General features: G+C 36.0%; 12 protein-coding genes and 1 pseudogene. 3 read left to right on the top strand and 10 right to left on the bottom strand.

Going from position 1 to position 18528, the window contains the following annotated elements:
* Position 1: 1 nt before the first annotated feature.
* Positions 2 to 217, bottom strand: coding sequence for a hypothetical protein (locus tag QUF94_RS05220; protein WP_289314902.1), 216 nt, complete (start codon positions 215 to 217; stop codon positions 2 to 4).
* Positions 218 to 329: 112 nt separating this feature from the next.
* Here QUF94_RS05220 and QUF94_RS05215 point away from each other — a divergent pair, with 112 nt between their 5' ends.
* Positions 330 to 746, top strand: a complete 417-nt coding sequence (locus QUF94_RS05215; RefSeq protein ID WP_289314901.1) for a hypothetical protein — start codon at positions 330 to 332, stop codon at positions 744 to 746.
* 57 nt (positions 747 to 803) lie between these two features.
* Here the strand turns inward: QUF94_RS05215 and QUF94_RS05210 are convergent.
* Both QUF94_RS05210 and QUF94_RS05205 read right to left on the bottom strand, forming a co-directional pair.
* Positions 804 to 973, bottom strand: a pseudogene (locus QUF94_RS05210) (DinB family protein); the annotation flags it as partial.
* A 414-nt stretch (positions 974 to 1387) separates the two neighbouring features.
* Entirely contained in the window at positions 1388 to 1873 is a 486-nt protein-coding gene (locus QUF94_RS05205; protein ID WP_098372987.1) for a DUF2975 domain-containing protein, read from the bottom strand.
* A gap of 446 nt (positions 1874 to 2319) precedes the next feature.
* On the opposite strand from QUF94_RS05205, the gene QUF94_RS05200 reads away from it, so the two are divergent.
* On the top strand, positions 2320 to 3810 hold the full coding sequence (locus QUF94_RS05200; protein ID WP_289314900.1) for a LysM peptidoglycan-binding domain-containing protein: 1491 nt from the start codon (positions 2320 to 2322) through the stop codon (positions 3808 to 3810).
* Between the two features lie 31 nt (positions 3811 to 3841).
* On the opposite strand, the gene QUF94_RS05195 is transcribed toward QUF94_RS05200, so the two are convergent.
* A complete protein-coding gene (locus QUF94_RS05195) occupies positions 3842 to 4738 on the bottom strand; it encodes a DMT family transporter (protein ID WP_289314899.1) in 897 nt (298 codons plus the stop codon).
* A 54-nt stretch (positions 4739 to 4792) separates the two neighbouring features.
* Entirely contained in the window at positions 4793 to 5926 is a 1134-nt protein-coding gene (locus tag QUF94_RS05190; protein WP_289314898.1) for an NADH-dependent flavin oxidoreductase, read from the bottom strand.
* Between the two features lie 137 nt (positions 5927 to 6063).
* Between QUF94_RS05190 and QUF94_RS05185 the strand changes: the two genes are divergently transcribed.
* On the top strand, positions 6064 to 6930 hold the full coding sequence (locus QUF94_RS05185; RefSeq protein WP_289314897.1) for a LysR family transcriptional regulator: 867 nt from the start codon (positions 6064 to 6066) through the stop codon (positions 6928 to 6930).
* Positions 6931 to 6997: 67 nt separating this feature from the next.
* On the opposite strand, the gene QUF94_RS05180 is transcribed toward QUF94_RS05185, so the two are convergent.
* The 5 genes from QUF94_RS05180 to QUF94_RS05160 form a co-directional block, all read right to left on the bottom strand.
* Positions 6998 to 7201, bottom strand: coding sequence for a zinc ribbon domain-containing protein (locus tag QUF94_RS05180; protein ID WP_098373407.1), 204 nt, complete (start codon positions 7199 to 7201; stop codon positions 6998 to 7000).
* 1562 nt (positions 7202 to 8763) lie between these two features.
* Positions 8764 to 14694, bottom strand: coding sequence for a DNRLRE domain-containing protein (locus QUF94_RS05175; RefSeq protein WP_289314896.1), 5931 nt, complete (start codon positions 14692 to 14694; stop codon positions 8764 to 8766).
* Positions 14695 to 15257: 563 nt separating this feature from the next.
* The gene (locus tag QUF94_RS05170) at positions 15258 to 16214 is read right to left on the bottom strand and encodes an ABC transporter permease (protein ID WP_289314895.1); all 957 of its coding nucleotides are present in this window, start codon (positions 16212 to 16214) and stop codon (positions 15258 to 15260) included.
* Positions 16214 to 17146, bottom strand: a complete 933-nt coding sequence (locus QUF94_RS05165) for an ABC transporter ATP-binding protein (RefSeq protein WP_289314894.1) — start codon at positions 17144 to 17146, stop codon at positions 16214 to 16216. The genes QUF94_RS05170 and QUF94_RS05165 overlap by 1 nt, the downstream gene beginning before the upstream one ends.
* 759 nt (positions 17147 to 17905) lie before the next feature.
* A complete protein-coding gene (locus QUF94_RS05160) occupies positions 17906 to 18424 on the bottom strand; it encodes a GNAT family N-acetyltransferase (RefSeq protein ID WP_289314893.1) in 519 nt (172 codons plus the stop codon).
* Between the last annotated feature and the right edge of the window lie 104 nt (positions 18425 to 18528).

Here is an 18528-nt window from a genome sequence, read left to right as displayed (position 1 = left end):
ATTATAAAGAAATCAACCTTAAATTATTAGTACCAGGTGTCATGACTAGAAGATGACAAATGTCATGTACAAGTTTTTCTTTAGCCTGCACATACATGAAAACCTTACCCAAAAACAAAAACGAGAAAACGCCAACCAGTGACAACTGGTTAACCTGTTCATAAATATCGGATTTCGATATCGTTCTCCAATAAGGCTTGGCAACATTTTTTGACAATACAACAGTAGTAAAATGATTTTAGAGAGATGTTTATTATCGACAAATGCTACTTATGATAGGCTTGGACTATAAGGATTTACCAGTTAAAAAACTGTAAAGGGGGATTAAAATGGATAAGGAAATCGAAAAAATAATTGTAAAATCATTTTTCACCAAAAGGCTCCAAGATAGAGTTCTGTTCGAATTGTCTTCAAATAAGAAACGCAAAGATGCCTTAAGTCGACTTTGTCATACTTACAGAACAACTCTTCGTGAAGAATATATCATTGAGATCCCAAAACCTAATTCAGATCCAGTAGATATAGCAAAGTTACTGAAACAGAATGGTGCTGAAGACTCTTGTTATGTAATATCCTGGGATAAAGATATTGATGGTAAGGAGCTCCCCTTATTAACCGCCTTAGAAAAAGCCGTTGGGATGGGAATGCCGTCAATCATATCCTGTATCCCAAATAAACTCGCTTATTTTGAAGCTGAACAAGAAGTCCTTCCATCTCCAAGATTTTTACTTAAAAGAAAACAATAAATATTTGCATACACAAATAGTCCTATTTCTAGATGAAAAATCAACATTAACCTTTAGTTACTCCCCTTTTAAAAATAAATAAAGACCATAATCCGTTGAAATTGAAGCGTAACCCATTTGGCGTAACATGGCTGTGATATGCCACGATGGTATGTTCCATGATTCACGACATGTGGCCCCAATTCGCCTACACAAGTTCTCATTAGGCCGCCAGATGGGTTCTCAATTACGCTAAATGTAGGTCCTAATAGACAAGTCTATAAGGGATATAGAGTGAGATATGCTGTCGAAACAGGCGAAAACCACACAGTCAATATCTACAATGGGGATATCATTTCTAAGAAAAAAGATAAAGTCAATAAAATTAAGCACGGCGAATACACAAACTAGTCGACTATTAAACCATCAATCTAAAAAATAAAAAAGATTAGCTCATGGCTAATCTTTTTTATTTAGGCTATGTTAAATTCTAATGTTGATATTTGACCATAAGAAAACCGCCTTGGTGAAAAGGCGGTTCATTGAGCTATCGTCCCCGTAGTTAAATAAATTAGTTGTGTCTGTTTTTATTGAGTGTCTTCGTCGCTTTTGTACTCCAAAAATCACCTGGCTGACAATCCAAAGTCTTACATATCCGTTAATCATTCATTTTTTGACTTTATATCTGGGGCATTTTTTAATGGCTTTTGAAGTGCGTCCACAATGGCTGCGATGATACTTGTTGCTAAAATACCCATTAGACATAATGATGTAGGACCCGCTGCATCATCACTACCTGTAACTTTAGCAAGCACCCTTAAGCTTACTATTCCTAACAAAATGAGGAAAATGACTGTAAAAGCACATTTCTTTATAATCTTCAAAGATTTAAGGGATAATTCAGAGAAAGCATTGTTCTTTTCGATGTAGGTTAATAGTTTATATGCTTGATACAACGCAACAGAAAACGCAATACAGAATCCGTATGCACATACTAAAAAGGGGATTAGGAAGTAAGCCGTATCTGGATGTACCCTTGCATCTCTAACGGCTATCTCAGGCAACCAGATACACAAAGCAAGCACTGCAATTCCAGCCAGAAAAATAATTACCTTTAAGAAAGTGGTTGAACCTCGTTTAACATTCATTTAAAACACCTCACTTATTTAATGACAACATGATTTTAGCATATCATTTATCGTTTTACAATAAATTTATATTGTTTTTTTATATTGTTATTGAAATATCCTTCTAATTTTGACAAAAATAAAAAGCACTTCTCATTACAAAGAAATGCTCTTACTTTAAAATGTTAAATTTACAACTTGTTCAACAAAACTGCCCGTTAGCTTAACAAGAATAAGCAGAGAGCCGAAGTTTGGTATTCGTGTCGGTCACAGTAAATAGGCACGATTTGACCAACATAACAGCAGAATCGTAATCCTTTTTAGACTCCCCATTTCCTACTATATAGGGCCTTTCCACAATGTACCTCTATTTTAAAGCTATTTACCATAGTAAACTAGTAAAGTTAAAATTGACGTAATTTAAGGGGAATAAAATAATAGTGAAAAAATTCTTTGGATGTCTTATTATGTTAAGCCTTCTTTGTATATGTCTCTGTCCTGCCAGTGGTGAAGCATCAAGTAAAACCCTTGACATAGGTTCCGTTAAGGAAGGCAATACGAAGGTTTTCAGTTCTCCTAAACTAGGTTCCACTATATTAAAGACCTTAAAAAAGGGCGAGGAATTTCCCGTCATTTCTTCTGTCGCCGGGGATTCTGCGAAGCCTAATATACATACAGTAAAGACTGGAAACACCTTATGGAAAGTAGCAAATCAATATGGAGTTTCAGTAAGTGCGTTACAGAAAGAAAACAAGTTAACCTCTTCCGAAATTACTGTTGGCCAAAAATTGAAGATTCCTCAAAAATATAAGATCCATACGGTTGGATCAGGCGATACATTGTGGAAGATTTCTTCTAAATATAAGGTAGCCACAAGTGATTTGACTAAATTGAATAACTTACGTACAACTTCCCTTAAAGTTGGCCAAAAATTGAAGATTCCGGAATATTACTACCAGGTTCAATTGCTTGGAGGTAAAAAGGGATGGATAAAGAAATCCCATCTTCAAAAAAAAGCGCAAAACCGCATCGTCATGGGCTGGAAACATAATGGATCGAAAGAAAACTACACCCAACAACTTAAACACCCCAATTTAAATGTAGTATCTCCCCGTTCCTATACGCTGACGAATACCGGAAATTTCGTTTCCGTTTCTGTAGATACAAAATACGTTCAATACGCTCATAAACAAGGAAAACAAGTTTGGCAACTTATCGGTAATAAATTCGATCCTGTTTTAACTGGTTCTATACTAGGCAATACAAAAAAACGTCAGAAACTAGTTTCAGCTTTACGTGATTCACTTGTTCAAACTAAAAGTGATGGATTAAATGTAGATTTTGAAAACATCGATCCAAAAAATAAGAAAGACTTTGTACTTTTCATAGGCGAACTAAAAAAGGCCCTAAAACCTCATGGCATCAAACTATCTGTGGATGTCACCCGAGAAAATGACGATCCTTTTTGGTCAAAAAGTCTAGATAGGAAAGCACTTGGCAAAATAGCGGACTACATAATCATAATGGGTTATGACGAGCATTGGGGAGGTAGCCCAGTAGCCGGGTCCGTTTCCTCGTTACCTTGGATCAAAGAAGGAACTAAGCTTTTAATGAAAGAAGTACCAGCTCATAAGATTATATTGGCTGTCCCATTTTATACGAGAGAATGGGTAACCGATTTATCGACCAATAAAGTGAAAAGTCATGACCGTACCATGGCTGAGGTCAACAAAATCATTTCATCTCATGGACTTAAAAAGGTATGGGATAAAAAGACCTCACAAAATTATGTGGAGTATACTTCCAAAGGGAAAAAGCATCAAATATGGATAGAAGATAAAAAATCGATGACCCTTCGTCTTGACCTGGTAAAACAAAATCATCTAGGCGGTGTATCTGCTTGGTACATTGGAGCAGAAACTCCTGACATTTGGGATGTATATCATTTTAAGAAATAGGTTAATAGAAAAATCATAAAGGAAAAAGGCCTCACATTGTGTGCGGCCTTTTCTGCATGACATCATTTTCAGTCGGTCTTGTCGTCTTAAGTGAATAGACCACCCCAATGAATATTAATGAAATGCCCAAGATTTGAATCCTGTCAGGTTGAAATCCTGAAAGCAGAATATCCAAAAGGATGGCAACTGCCGGATCGACAAAAATCATGAAGGATACTACATTTGTGGGCAAATGACGGATACTATTAAAAAACAGAAGATACACGACGCCTGTATGGATGATGCCGGTAAGTATCGTATAAAACCATTCGGAAGATTTTAGCGTTGTGTAGATTGAAAAATCAACAAAAGGAATCAGTAATAGAAATCCAATGAACATTTGCAGAAAAGTGGTCGCATATACACTCGTCTTTGTAATGCTCTTTCCTAAAAGCATGGTTGCCGCATAGAAAAATGCAGCTATGATCCCATACATGATACCTTCCCATTCAGGAGATGATGATCGAAATCCATCTGTTCCCATAATGAATAATGTGCCAATGAAACATAATGAAATGGCCAGGATGGAGAATAAAGTCATTTTCTCCCTAAAGATGAAGCTCCCTATGATGAGTACGATAATCGGGGCTAAATGATAGAGCGAAATGGCAATTGTCACGGATATCAGTTCAAATGATTTAAAGAGGAATATCCAGTTTAACAAGTTGGCCACGGCGCAGAATATGATGAGCATCACCTCTCTACCGTTCCATATTTCGTTCTTGAAATTCCCTGTAATCATCCAGGCTGCACATAAGAATATGGCAGCACAAATGCAGCGAACAAATACCAACTCCAGTGCTGGGAGTCCTGATAGTTCTGAAAAGAAACCGACAGAACCAAAGATTGTCATGGCTAAAGACAGTTGAATAAGTGCTATTTTATTCATTTAATTTCCCCTTATATAATCACCTATTATTTTACATTAATGTAACTAATACTATCACTTCTCGGGCATTCCGTCACGCGTGATGATATTGGCCCACATTTGCTCTGGAATCATCAATTTACACCTGCTATCGCGCGGCAAGGTTGTCATGATTTCTTCTTCCTTACCTTCCTTTATTTTGGCGGCCCAGTCCGGTTCCATCAGCAATTCCCTCCCCAGCGCGAAAAGCGGTATATTTTTCTCAAGCACAGCATTTGCTTCTTCTGGAGTATTAATCGATCCGAGTGATATGAAACTGGTTCTGCTAGCAATGATATCACGGATGATTTCCGTCCTTGTTAACCCCAACTTTGATCCACTTCTAGCGATGGACCAGACATTTTTAACGGAAAGATGTAAATAGGAAAGCTCTTGGCTAGCCAATTTATCCACCAATGCAGCTGTGTCATCCATTTTCATTCCGCCTTCTTCCGGTTCTTCAGGGGAGAAGCGATAGCCTATAATGAAATCTTTGTCTGCGTATAGATCACGTATCCGTTTCACTTCCGCGATGACTGCAAGTGGAAATTGCATTCTATTTTCCAAATTCCCGCCCCATTTATCTGTCCGCCTGTTAGAGTGCGGTGAGAAAAACTGCTGAAGGAGATATCCATTCGCACCATGGATTTCCACACCGTCGAATCCTGAACGAATGGCATGGCGAGTGGCTCTTCCAAAGTCTTGAATAGTGGAGATGATCTCCGTGTGACTCATTGGCCTTGGAATGTATTCCCCGCCCATTTCTTTATAAACGCTTGCAATGATTCCACTTGGACTAACCATACGTTCTCCGCCTGTACAGCTTGGAAGGCTCTCGCTTCCGCCATGATGAAGCTGGAGAATTGCTTTTGCACCTTTTGATTTGATTGTTTTTGAAAGCTGTGTGAGTCCAGCGATGCTTTGTTCATCATATACTTTCATTTGCCGGGGAAAGCTTGTAGCAACAGGGGATATGGCGGCCGCAGCAGTAATGAACATGGCAGGTCCATCTGCCCTTCTTTTATAGTAAGCTAGTTCCTGGTCAGAAACCAAGCCATCCTCTTGAGCAGAATAAGTGGTCATTGGCGCAACTACAATCCTGTTTTTAAGAACCGTTCCATTAGAAAGCGTGTACGGTGAAAAAATTTGGCTGTATTTCCGTTTCATCATTTTCCCATCACCCATTCGTATTTTATTTTTTGTAATTTTATTGTATTCTCGACCCTAACATAAGTAAAATGAATGTTTTTCATCACTTACATTAGAACTTCTCATGTATAATCAATTACAAGAAAGGTGTGGGGCATTTGAATTTTTTTCAGTTGCAAGTCTTCTTACATGTTGTTGAACACGGAAGTTTCACGAAAGCGGGAGACCGGATCGGACTGACTCAATCAGGCGTGAGCCATAACATTACGGCGCTTGAAACGGAACTTGGTGTGACTTTATTAAAACGTGATCGAAAAGGAGTAACACTCACCACTGCTGGAGAACAGGTTATTCCACATATGCGGGCCATTGCCGCCAATCTTGCACATATCGAACAAAAGATTGCAGCTGTGAATGGAATGGAAATCGGGAAGATAACGATTGGCAGTTTTCCAAGCTTCACTGCCAGATTCATACCGATACTATTCTCTATCTTTAATGAAAAATACCCTACTATTGAATTGCTGATTCATGAAGGTGGATATGATGAAATCTTAAAGTGGATAGAAGAAGGTACAGTGGACATCGGCTTTGCAGCAAAACCAGTTAAGAATGTGGAATTCATTCATCTGCTAACAGATCCTTTATCAGCCGTCGTATACGAAGGCCATCCACTTTCGGAGAAAACCGGAATCAATCTTGAGGACTTCGCTGATGAACCATTCATCATGCTGCGATCCGGCTGTGAAACACTCATAGAAGATAGATTCCTTGATGCCAAAATAAAACCAAACATTTCATACGATATTAAAGACAATCAAACGGTGCTTTCAATGGTGGCAGGAAAATTAGGCATCTCAATTATGCCCGACTTGGCTATACCTGAAAAACCGGAACGTATAAAAAGCCTGCCCTTGACTCCGGAAATTTCCCGGGAGATCGGATTGGTCATGAAATCATCCAAAGACCTTTCACCAGCAGCAAAGGAATTTTCAAACGTCGTTCAAGATTATTTCCGAAAGTAGAAAAACATAATGAAGAAAAAAAAAGAATCCCCTTTTCATGAAAAAGGGGATTCTTTTCGTGCAGTGATCATCCAAAGAATAAGTCAAGCAGATTACTGCCTGCTGATGATTGCTTATTATAAAACTCCGAATAACCGCAATTCTTGCAATACACAACCGTAAATTGATTATTCTGGACATCGAACATTTTTGACAATCCTGTTCCAGTCATGGCTACGTCCTTCTTAGCAGCATCATTGCTTCCGCATTTCATGCATCCCTTTTCATTCATGATCCTTCATCTCCCAATTTATAAATAATAATGCCGATAAATACCGGAGCTTCCCAGCACCGTTCATAATTAAATATACGGATAAAGTGATAAATGGTTTCGGAACTCATGCAAAAATATGTAAATTCCATTAAATACTGTTTTTATTGGCTGCCTTTTTTATTACGATTAGATTTTATGGTAGGCAAAGCATTATACACACTAATTGCAAAATAATAGAGTAAAATCATATGCAGAGCATCACTTATTGGAACGGGTGTATCATCAAGCTTAAAAATAGCAAATAATGCATATACCCCAACAAATATGATTGGATAAATGATGTAATGATAGCAGAAATTTTTAATGAACATATTCTTTATCGCATCGCTTTCTTAAACGACCAAACCCTTTTACAGGACACTCTATGTAAAAGGCTGGTGTTTTTTATATTAAGTTAATTAACTAACATACCAACAATTTTGAGAAGATGGTCCTCGTAGGTACAACTGTCTCGCTCATGAATTAAGAAAAGCTTTGTAGAGATCCACCTCCACAAAGCTTTCTTCGAATCTATTAGTCTTTTACAAAACTACAGGAGTGCACCTTACTTTATTCATGCTTTGAAAATAAGGTATGTTCTGTCCCATCTGTTTTAACTCGGAAGATATCTTCATGACCATCTATTTTGTAGTAGATCCAATTATCCAGTACATTTATATCTGACACTATGACTAATCTCTATAATTCTTTCTAAAATTAAACCATTGATAAATAATGTATCCAAAAGTTATACCAATGGGGCCAGAATAAGTAGCCGGTCCATCCGTAAGAATATAACTTAAAATAAGCAAAATAATCATAAAAAGAAAAAAACTAAAGATGTTCCATTTCTTCGCTTTTAAAAACTCCAGTTTATTCTAACCTCCAATTTATTTAATAACCATACTATCAAGATAGTTAAATATATAATATCCTGGGTTTGAATAATATGAAGCTACTGTAGCTACTCAGGGCTCTAAGAACATAGCCTGCACCTTTAGCTGACCCCCCCTTTCTTATTAAACTGCTTTTTATTTTTTTTGCAAAAGTTGTTCGTTTTGCTTTTGATAATTGCCTTTTACCATACTTAAGTAAAGCACTACTCATTTTTCCGCCAAAAAAACCCGTAGTAGTAAAAATCGTTAAATTTATTCCAGGGGCTATAATCTTTCTAGAATTTCACCAATGATTATTCCTAGCATAGGTATAGCCATTTTGTGAAATCGGTTCATCATCATCGGGATGTGGATCAGCGTTAAGAACGATCCATTTTTTATTCCAATCAACTAACCTCTTTAGAGTAACTTTTTAACAATAAATTATTTCTACTCGTTGAATCCCAATAGAACAGTTGCAATAAGATAAAATATGAAAAATGAAATAAACATATATAGGTATATTCTAACTTTCAAATCAGATGTATTCTTTTTTCTTTTTGGCCTTGTCCAGAAATATAGACGAATCGTTATAAAACAAAATATTATAGATATAAAAATGTATAAAATTTTGACCACTGAAATACCTCTCATAAATTAATAGATTTATTTTCTTTTACTAAAATTAATATATTCAACATTAACCTTTGGACCCCAATTTATATATTTTTTAGCTTTTTTCTTATACGCTTTGAAGTATCTTTTTAGAACCATTACTGTGATACTCCCTACAGACCACCCAGTAACAGCAAACAATGAATTTACTACCGTCGCAGCAGTTGTTATCGCAAGTGATCTATTCAGTCCTGCATGTGTAAGATAACTAGTTATTTTTATTTTAATTTTTATTTTCTTTCCATTTAACAAGTTGTGAACTTGCTTTTGTTTTCTAAGCTTCAATAGCGTATTAATGGCTTTTAGACCTGGAATAAGAGTAACTAAAACATCTACTCCGCTTTTAATCACGCTCGTTCTCATACTATAAAGACCATTCGGATCAACGTACATCACAGGGTTATTATTCGCATAGGTATAGCCATTTTGTGAAATCGGTTCATCATCATCACCGGGATGTGGATCAAGCGCTAAGAACGATCCATTCGCTGGATTATAGTATCTGGCTTGCAAGTAGTAATTCTTTGTTTCATCGTCAAAGTAATAGCCCGCATAACGAATAGGATTTTCTTTTCCAATATCACCTTCAACTGAAAGGATATTTCCATATGCATCATATGTGTATGAACCAACTTCTTTGTCGCTTTCATCTCGAATATTGAGAACATCACCTCGTTGGTTTGTTGTAAATTGATAAGACTTTGTTGTCCAAGTATCTGTAGTATCTTTTTCTTTTACAATCATACCTAGTGGATTGTACTGGTTCCATTCATAAGAACGAAAAGAAATAACTTGATTATTTTGTTTAATGACTTCCATATCTAACACTTCATTATTATAGAAGTATTCATGGATCGTATCTCCCACAGTTTTTGTTAGTCGTAAACCATTTTCATCATAAGTGTAAGATGCGATTTTTCGGCCATCTAATTGTTCTACAACTGTTAGTTGCTGCATTGCATTATACGTGTAGTGATAGTTTTCATCTTGTATAAGATTTCCATCTACATCGTATTTGTATACAATGTCATTTTTGGTTTTAATTTGATTCGCATCATTATAAGTGAAGGTAATTTTTTTATCATTGATATTCGACGTTAAACGGTTTCCTACTTTATCAAACGAATAGGTGTTTTCTTGACCATTTGATAATATTTCTTTAACCAGTTGTTCGTTTTGATCGTATGCATAAGTTGTGGTCTTATTTTGAACGGTTTCTTTTGAAATGTTGCCATTTTTCGTATAGTCGTATGCAATCACGAATGGTGATTGTGCTTTAGATGTATATGTCAATGTTTCTAAACGATTGGCATCATTTAATTGTGAAACTTGTTTTAATAAATCGTCATTGACAGAAATTGTTTGATTGTTATTTTTTGCATTGTCATCGTATGCAAAAGAATGATAGACTTGTTCACCCATTTTATACTGCACTTTTTGAATATCATCAGTGTTCTCTTTATACGTTTTGGACTCTTGAACAGAGAAAATATCTTGATACGAAGTTTTTCGTTTAGTTAAACGTTCTTGATCGTCATAAGTATATGATTGGACAAATGAACCCAAGCCATATTTCTCTAATAAGTTACTCTCTTTATTATAGTCATATGCTTTGATTGACTGGCCGTCTTGTAATAATGTAGTAAGTTTATCAAATGCATCATATTGATACTGGTATGATATTGCTGTCTCGTCTTGTGCATTAAGCAAATTTATCGTATCCAGATTGCCACTCTCATTAAAGTTATACTGTTTTTGAATCCCAGAAGGAAGCGTTTCTTTACTCATTTCGCCATTTAAATCATATTCATATTGGAATGTCATTAATGGCATGACTTTTTTAGTTACTTGATCGTTATAGTTATATTCATATGATTTTTTACGTCCTAATGCATCTATAAGAGATGTCATATTGTTGTTTGCGTCATAGGTGTATTCTGTTTTGTACCCATTACCGTCTGTCACAGATGTAAGCTTATCAAAATATAATGGATCATACGTATATTTCGTTGTATGTCCTTCTGCATCTGTTACTTCTTCTCTTTGTCCGAAAATTGTATACTGAACAGATGTCGTATTTTCGTTTTTATCGGTAACTTTTTCTTTAAATACGTCATCATCGTATGCAATCTTTTCAAATGTATTATTTGGATAATTTGTTTTAATTAAACGACCAAATGAATCATACGTATATGTTGTTGTTTCATCATTCAATGTGCTGGAAACAAGAGATGGCCCTTCAAACTGGTTGGTTGTTAATTCTCCATTGGCTGCAACTGTCTTTACGAGTTGATTATTGTCATTGTACGTATTTACAATTGTTCCATTAGTTGTTTTTGAAGAAAGCACATTTCCATTTGTATCATACGAATTTTTTTCCGTTGTTCCATCAGGATTTGTGACCGTTAAAACATTAAAATTTTTATCTAAATCATAAAATATTGTTGAATTTTGGTCTTCTTCTGATGGCGTTGTCACTTGGGAAACTGCATACGTATTATTTTTTAAATCGCGTTTATAAATCGTTTCTGCATCATCTGTTGCAACGGACTTATACTCATTGTCTTTTACGTTAAATTGATAACTATTTGTAACTGATAATTCCTCATCTTTTGCTTGTTTATCAAATATCTTTAGTTCATTTTCAGCATAGAAAAATTCTGATGTATTGTTCTTTCCATCTACATATTTCACTAATTGATTGTGACTATTGTATGCAAAGTTTTCAATAATTGTACGCGTTGTCTTATCATTACCAATGGTAGTCTTAACTAGTAAGTCCCCGATATACGTAAATGTTGTCCAGTGATTTGCAAACTGAACTTTACTGATTTTATCATCTTGATAACTAATTGCTATTTTTTCTTGCTTATCAATTCCCTTAGCTTCTTTCACTGTAATTAATTGATCTTTCTCATTACGTACGAAGTCTATTTGGTTTTTGTAGTTATCTGTATAAGAAGCAATTAAGAAGTTAGATGAATCTTTACTTATTTTAAATGTCTGAACAAAACCGTCCGGATTAGTTAAAGTCCAAGTTTGTTCATCTTGTTTCTCTAATTTTTCGTAAATACCGTTTGGAGCTACATATTTCGCATCTTTATAGACATAGATATGTGTAGTTCCATCTTCATCTGTATAAAGAATATCTTTGTTCGAGAGGATCTTCAACTTCTCATTTCCGATAAATGTCCAACCTTGCCCAAGCGCAGAAGTACGAGTGGACCGTGAATTATAGTAACGGGTAAAATCAAATCCTAAGAGACCTCGAGTGAATAGGGATTGATCCGTGAACTCCATGACCATATTTCCCGTGGTTACATTGACGGAAGCAGTTGCATTTCCAAATGAATGGTCTTCATAAGTGAAATAATCTTCTAAACCATTTAAATCCTCTCTAGGATCAACTGATACCGTTCCTTTATTCGAAGCAGGACTTAAACCACGATTTCCTGTAATTTTACCCTGTTCTGTTTCTGGAGCATTGTCGTCGTCCACATAATAGGCTTTAACCGTTGCGGAATAATTTGATGAAACACCATAAATGGGTTCTGTTGTGAAAGATGTTTTGCCTTTTACTTGATATGTTTTAGTTGTTTTATCATCGGAAATCTGTACCTCGTAATATTTTGCTGAAGTTGTCGCATCCCACTTCACTGTCAAACTACTTTTGTTATTGACCATATCCTCTAAATTACTAGTTAGCTTTGCATTTTTAGGTGCATATAATGGTATGTATCCATAGTTAACATCTGATGAAGCTGAATCTCCTGCTGCAGAAATTGCTTTGACTCGAATACTATAACGATTTGAACCATTTCCATAAGTAATGCTAGGGTCAATTGGTAATTCTGTTCCTTTACCTATACTTGTCGATTTGTCTAATTCGACTGGATAAAGTTCTTTAATCCCATTTTTCAAATCCGCATCCGTAGGCCAGATCTTTTTCCCCTTTGTACTAACACTGGTTACTTTACCTACCGAAAACTCTTTATATTTTGTACCATTCCAAATAAGAACTTTATAACCCGTTGCATTAGTCACTGGTTTCCAGGAAATATCAAGCCAACCACGCCCTTTATTTACTGTATCTGTTTCCGGGTACGCATATGGTTTTACGGCTGGAATATCCGGAATTCCCACTTGCACAACTGGTATGGCTTTGTAAATAGCTGTTGAAGCCGGGCTATCTCCATTTGCAAATTTTGCTACTACACGAAATCCGTAATCTTTTTTCGTAGTTGTCGTTCCACTTTTCACACTATAAAAAGCACTCGGATCTACCGGTAATTCAACACCCGTGCTATCCGTTTTATACGTGGAACTTGTTGAATAAGGAGCTTTAGGGAATATCTTTTTGCCCTTTGTTGACCAACTTGTAGATGTACCAGAATAAATAGTCTGATAACCCTTACCATCATACATTTGCAAATCATAAGACTTTGCTCCATGAACGGAACCCCACTTAACATCAATATATCCATCAGCCTTCCCCTCACCATAGGAGAAAGAACTGACTGTAGGATTCTTCATCTTTTCATAATGGTAACTAATAACCAATTTAGCTTTTTTCGCACTTTCTGCAGCCGTGATTTTTTTCCAATGTGTTTTGCCATTTCCGTTCGTATGGAATTTAAATCCATAGTTTTCTCTTGTACCGTCCACCCAAGCCTGGATGGTATTCTTAACATCAAAATAAGCCCACTGATCCCTAGCAACAGACGTACTGGTTATTTTGGTGGATGATGGCTTATTGTTCCAAGTTAATTCATCTACATACCATTGTGCTTTTACCTCATCTACCCATATATCCGTTTTTGTATCGACATAATAAGAATGGGTAACATAGGCGGCTAATTCAGCAGAATCAATGGTTGCACCCTTTAAATCACCAATTACACTAAATTTAACAAACGGGTAATTGGTTCCTGTAGTGCTATCATAATATCCTGTTTTTAATACATATTCTCCTTGTGATGGATCCCATTCTTTATTGTAATTGTTATTTGGATAGGCGCTCATCACGAATGTATCTCCCAATGCATCAATCGATACAGAAGGGTCAATATAAATAGGGAAGACTCGCTTAGACGAAGATAGCCATTCTTTACTAGCTTTTAATACTAACTCATAACTATCGTCTGATTTTTTATTTAACTCATAATGGATATCTGTCGATCGGACACCATCACCTAAAGTGTCGTTATAGTTTGAATCCACCATTACAGGCTTTGGTAAAGTGAAAATTGATTTCTCTTTAGATTCGTTTTCATAGAATCCTATAGATCCGTCTTTTTCAACTTGACCGTATAAATCCGTTTGAATGGTATAGTGAAATTCATTGATACCATTATATTCATTCATAATCCAATCTTCTTTTACCTCATTATTTAAGGCAACATGCCGTAGATCAATATTCGGGTATATAGATTTAAGAGTTATTGAATTTTCTTCTTTTACTGACCCCGATGTATAAGTTGGTTCAGTCTGCTTCTCTCCATCAGAGGCATAAGTTAACTCAAATGATAACTTGTGTTCACCAGATTGATAAATTAAAGGCTTATCTTCCCCTAATTTCTCAGGAAACATAAATTCTAAGTTTGTTGTTTCTGTCTCTATGTAGCCCTTATTATCTTTTTCCACTAACTCTTCGGAAATGGTCTTGTATTTTCCGTCTACTTTGTTATGTATTTCTTCTGGATAAATCTCTTTAACAAAGTTTCCTTCTCCATCAGTGAATGTTTTTGAACTTTCCGTTCTTTCTTTCACCACTTCATCCAAATTGTCAGTGTTGATTGTTTCCTTTTCATTTTCTTTCGTCTGACTCGTATTTTCACTTGAAGCACCTGTATAGGTTGGCAACAAGCTACATAACAAAGCCAAAATCAAAATCGATGCAATGTACTTTCTGAATTTCAACAAAATATTTCCTCCAATTCCAATTAACTCTAACAGATTATACATCAGTAAATATATCTAGTAAATTAGTAAAAATATCAGAATATTAACAAAATACAACAAAACATAGATACTTATTAACCATTACAAAAGAACCCTTCATATATAATGAATTTTATATAATCATAAGTGATTAGGTTAAAGTACCTGTTATCGGTAAAATAACTCAATTTATATACTTATCTGGTATCAAGATTCATTGGAAATAAAATTTTAAGTAACGATAAATTTCGAAGAACTTTTTCCAGTTTGCACTCAATATGGAGTTTCGCTTTAGTAGTTTTAGTGTGGAATTTGAGGGGATGACGCTGCGGATTAATCCAATTCGTTGAAGATTAAGAAATATATCTACTAAATAACTAACACGGTCGATCTTCTATTTGAGCATCGAATGAATTATCGGCACGTAGGTCGAATTGTTTCCGCGTGGGTCGAATTATCAATTCGTTTGCCGTATTTTTGTGCGTGTTAACATAAGAAAAAACCGAAATCAGCCACTGATTTCGGTTTTTTCCAGTAAGGATTATTTAATTAGTGATATCTTTTTTCTGGAAGAAGAAGAAAGTTAGCGCTAAAAAGATAAGATAATAGATGCCCAGTACACCCATTGAAAATCCAAGGGTAGCTCCATCAAACATTTCTATGGTTCCGGAAATATAGCCCCTTAAATCAAGGTGGGGGAATAAGACGAATTTTAACCACTCGTATTTACCGATGAATGATTGAATGACCATGTTTAATGTCGAGGAAGCAAATAGGATGAAAATGGATATACCTACTGCAAGTGCTTGGTTTTTAAATAATGTGCTTAACATGAAAGCGATGGTCGTGATGACTAAGAATCCTGGTATCCAGTAAACGATCATGTCTACGAAATATTCGCCGACTACCACCGGACTGAATTCACCGAAAGCTGCAGGATCCATGATTTTGTCTGAATACGAGCCATTGCCAAAGAATATGATTCCGATTAGATAACTGAATATAAGTAGGCTCGCCAGTAATAACGCAGCAAATAACAGGGAAGTAATGTATTTGGAAAGAAGAATCTTCCACCGTTTATAAGGCCTGATCAACAGTTGTTTTATGGTACCATCCGAAAATTCCGAGGAAACGAGCGAGCTGCAAACAATGACGACGAATAAAGTGACAAATGATGTTAATGATGTCGTCCATTCTGCCATATAGGTCCAATTCGTGTTTAAGTCAGGGTTTATATTATCAGCTAAAAGTTGCTTATTGAGATCAATGTCTTCCATGATCATCGCTTTTTCCTCGTCACTGATATCCTTAGCTTCCAAAGCCTTTTGCTGTTCTTGGATATCTGCCTTTAACCCTTGCTTCCAATCTTTACCTGATTCTTCGGGACTTAGTTTATAATCGATGACTGCAGCCCCTAATGCTGCCAATAAAAGAAAAGCGATGAATATATAAGTTGAAACTTTTGAAAAGATTTTCATCCATTCATTTTTTACTAAGGACATCATACAGACTCCCTCATTTCCTGCTCAGTGATTTCAAAGAATTTATCTTCCAGTGATTTTCTAGTAATGCCAATTTCATAGACATCCAGCTGATTTCCATTAAAACTCCTATTTATATCGGCCGTTTGTTCACGAGTGGCTGATACGGAGATTGTCTTCGCATCATATTTTAAAATCGTAATATCGACAAACTGTTCTTGAAGGATTTTTTTAGCTAGCTTCCCATCACTAACAGTAAATGAAACTTCATTGATTGTTTCGGTTTTTTCATCTAATATATGTTCTTTCGTATGTATCAGTTTTCCCTTTTCGATAACGGCAAAACTATCACACATCAATTGCATTTCCGATAGTAAATGGGATGAAATCAATATCCCGACGCCTTCACTTGCCAGTACTTTCAAATAATCGCGAAACTCGCGAATCCCTTGTGGATCCAAGCCATTCGTCGGTTCATCAAAAATTAATAACGACGGTTTATGTAAAATGGCCTGTGCCACGCCAAGGCGCTGACGCATCCCTAATGAATATGTTTTAACCTTCTTATCGATGGCATGATCCAGTTTTACAAGCTTTATGACCTCTTCTATTCTCTCATTGGATATCTCATTGGATGACATTCGGGCATAATGCAGGATATTCTTTCTGCCTGTCATGTATTTATAAAACTCCGGGTTTTCAACAATGGCCCCCAATTGATTCATCGCACCTTCGAAATCTCTATCGAGGTCACTGCCATTGATCATGACAGTGCCGCCCGTACGATTGATAAGACCTGTGATCATACGGATGATAGTGGTCTTACCAGCCCCGTTCGGACCAAGCAAACCAAATATTTCATTACTTTTTATTTCAAAGCTAACATTGTCTACAATGGTTGCTTTTCCAATTTTTTTAGTTAAGGATTGAACCTTAAGAACCGATTCAGACATATAATACCTTCCTTTTTTTATATTTTCCAAAATAACACAAATTCAACATTACCATATTATGCATATTATTACTATACTGATATTTTTCCATCTGGATATGGAGCAGCCCATTAGGACTTTGATATCAAAACAAATGGGCCACAGTTATTTTCAATATCAGCTACAATCAATAGATTTTTTCACCGTTACCATCGATGGAATCCAAGGTGATGGCAGTCTATACAGGCGAGGAATATGTTGATAGCTCAAATATAATCCTGATATATTTTCCACTGCTTGATTTTTGACCTTAATGTCAAATCCTTTTTGCTTAAAAAAGAGAAAATGACATCCCGCCCCATAATTCCCATTATCAATAACACTGCCATCACTTTTTTTCCTCGAAATAGCCACAACTCCTATGTATCGTTACCTTTTAATACGTTTCCGAAAGAATAAAGTTTCAGGATTATTTTATCTAATAAGGAAAATTCATGGAAAATCATAAAAAAAGCAAAAAATAGGTAAAGAATATAGAAATGGCAAGACCTAAGGCAAAAAGAAAGATTCTTCTAATATAAGAAGGAAAAAGCCTATATATCATCATTACAATTACATCGATGAAATTCGTTGGTATTCCGGATCCGAACTCTTTGATCTCTTTCTTTTTGCCAAAAACGGCGAACCACATTACAAAAAGACCACATAAAATAAAAATGATGGAAAAAATCTTAAACCCCATTGTATGTCACCTGTTTCCTCATAGGTTAAACGATATTGTTATATTCTTATCTTAACTGGGTTTGGGGATTCAAGTTTCAAAATGAATTCTTCAACCTCTTTACCCCTTGCATGGGAATACCCTTTGTCCTCACCGAATCTCTCAAATCCGCATTTTTCCAGCACCCGGATGGATGCTAGATTATCCTTGGCCGCCCGAGCATAAAGAGGACGAACATTTATTTTCGGCAAAAAATTGACCAGTGCCTCTGTAGCAATTCCTTTACCCCAATATTGCTTCCCAATCCAATAACTCACTTCCGGGTTACCAAACTGTTCAAACTTGAGAATGTTGCCCGCAACACATCCGTTGCAGATTATCGTCATTTTTTGAATATCCCGGTTCGATAAGATATTCTTCCAGCGGGTCAGAAAAGCCACTTTGTCTGTTGGATCTTTAGATGTGAAAGCAGCCATATAACTTGCGGACAAATCCAATTGCTGCTCGAAAAAGATAGGAAGATCACTTTCCTTTACCTCCCGCAGCCGGACTCCTTCGTCATTGATATGCAATCCCATAAATTCACCCTCCCCACCTAAATATAACATTCAATAAAACCCAGAAAAACCGAAGACTCTGCCATCTTCGGCGTGGTTTCATTCCTTTATCATACTACACTTAC

Origin of the sequence: Peribacillus sp. NJ4 (assembly GCF_030348345.1) — a bacterium.
Classification (GTDB): domain Bacteria; phylum Bacillota; class Bacilli; order Bacillales; family DSM-1321; genus Peribacillus.
The sequence above is the reverse complement of the archived record's forward strand: the minus strand, read 5'-3'. Positions and strand labels throughout refer to the sequence as shown.

Coding starts and splice junctions, on each gene's coding strand:
- QUF94_RS05200 (WP_289314900.1), top strand. CDS start 2,320: ATGTTAAGCCTTCTTTGTATATGTCTCTGTCCTGCCAGTGGTGAAGCA.
- QUF94_RS05160 (WP_289314893.1), bottom strand. CDS start 18,424: ATGGGATTGCATATCAATGACGAAGGAGTCCGGCTGCGGGAGGTAAAG.
- QUF94_RS05205 (WP_098372987.1), bottom strand. CDS start 1,873: ATGAATGTTAAACGAGGTTCAACCACTTTCTTAAAGGTAATTATTTTT.
- QUF94_RS05190 (WP_289314898.1), bottom strand. CDS start 5,926: ATGATGAAACGGAAATACAGCCAAATTTTTTCACCGTACACGCTTTCT.
- QUF94_RS05215 (WP_289314901.1), top strand. CDS start 330: ATGGATAAGGAAATCGAAAAAATAATTGTAAAATCATTTTTCACCAAA.
- QUF94_RS05195 (WP_289314899.1), bottom strand. CDS start 4,738: ATGAATAAAATAGCACTTATTCAACTGTCTTTAGCCATGACAATCTTT.
- QUF94_RS05180 (WP_098373407.1), bottom strand. CDS start 7,201: ATGAATGAAAAGGGATGCATGAAATGCGGAAGCAATGATGCTGCTAAG.
- QUF94_RS05170 (WP_289314895.1), bottom strand. CDS start 16,214: ATGTCCTTAGTAAAAAATGAATGGATGAAAATCTTTTCAAAAGTTTCA.
- QUF94_RS05165 (WP_289314894.1), bottom strand. CDS start 17,146: ATGTCTGAATCGGTTCTTAAGGTTCAATCCTTAACTAAAAAAATTGGA.